Annotated in this window: 1 protein-coding gene; it reads right to left on the reverse strand. The window is 66.5% G+C overall.

The window, feature by feature from the left end; all coding sequences use genetic code 11:
- Positions 1-333 precede the first annotated feature (333 nt).
- Positions 334-639 (reverse strand): ALF repeat-containing protein (locus ABD323_RS43520; protein ID WP_344447544.1); only part of this gene is annotated, 306 nt, incomplete at its 5' end.

Here is a 639-nt window from a genome sequence, read left to right on the forward strand (position 1 = left end):
CGCCTGCGGCCTTCGCAGCTGTCTCAGCCCCATCTGCTGCCTGGTCCGCGTCGTTCGCTGCCTGCGCTGCTTTGTGGGCCTTGCCCGCATCGGTGGCAGCGTCAGCTGCCGCGTTCCGGGCTCGGGAAGCAGCATTGGCTGCTCCAGCCGCAGCGGAGGCGGCCCCGGCAGCGGCGCTGGCGGGCACTCCGGCCGCGTTGTTGGCGCTCCTGGCTGCTCCGATGGCCTGTTGGGCGGCCGTAGCAGCCTGGCTCGCTGCTTCCGCTGCCCGCTTGGCTGCAGAGGCAGCATGCTGCACATCGTTCTTTGCTGCTGCTGCTTCGTCAGCGGCCTTCAGTGCAGCAGCTTTCGCCATCTGGGCTGCTGCGACCGCCCGGGCGGAAGCATCCTTGGAGGCGTCCGACTCTGCAGTAGCCTGATGAGTTGGGCGCCCGTCTCGTATTCCTGGTCGCGAGCGCGTGCCACGTGCTGGCCCTCCTTCAGGAATTCTCGGATGTCGTCTGCTGAACCGTTCAGGGCGATCCGGCCAGCCTTCTGAACCGCAGGTCCGCCGACGCTGAGAATCCTGGCGAGCTGTACCTGCTCGTCCTCGTTTCGCTGAATGTACTGGCCTTCGGTCAGGAACCGTCTGAGATCATT

This window comes from Kitasatospora nipponensis, assembly GCF_039528135.1.
Lineage (GTDB): Bacteria > Actinomycetota > Actinomycetes > Streptomycetales > Streptomycetaceae > Kitasatospora > Kitasatospora nipponensis.